Annotated in this window: 1 protein-coding gene; it reads right to left on the bottom strand. The window is 65.4% G+C overall.

The genetic code is table 11. From position 1 onward, the window contains the following. On the bottom strand, nt 1–387 hold a 387-nt coding region (locus EN906_RS37120; RefSeq protein WP_206529310.1), incomplete at both ends, for a Tm-1-like ATP-binding domain-containing protein.

Genomic DNA, 387 nt, shown 5'->3' with positions numbered 1-387 from the left:
TTAGCCGGCAAATCCTGCCAGGTCGGCAGATCGACCATGTCGACCGCCCCGGGTGCGGCGATCTGCGGAGTGCCGCGAGCGCCGGCATTCTCCAGCCGGTCGGTGCCGGAACTGACGACGGAGCCCGCGAGATGATTGGTAATTTCCTGCAGGCTGAAGTCGAACACCGCGCAAAAATGGTCCTGACCGGCAATCGATTCGAAGGCGCGGCCGCCCATTCCGGTGGTGTGGAAGACGGCAACGTCATAGCCGCGCTGTTCCAGCGCCGGCTTCAGCGTCTTCATGTAGCGCAGGCAGCTGCTGCCGAGCGAGGTCATGCCGATGGTCGGGCCGATTGCTGGAGCCGACATGCGGGCCTCCAGCACAATCCTGGCCGCGCCGACGACC

This window comes from Mesorhizobium sp. M7A.F.Ca.CA.004.06.1.1 (genome assembly GCF_003999135.1).
Classification (GTDB): domain Bacteria; phylum Pseudomonadota; class Alphaproteobacteria; order Rhizobiales; family Rhizobiaceae; genus Mesorhizobium.
Note: the sequence above shows the minus strand (reverse complement) of the source record. Positions and strands in the feature narration are given on the sequence as shown.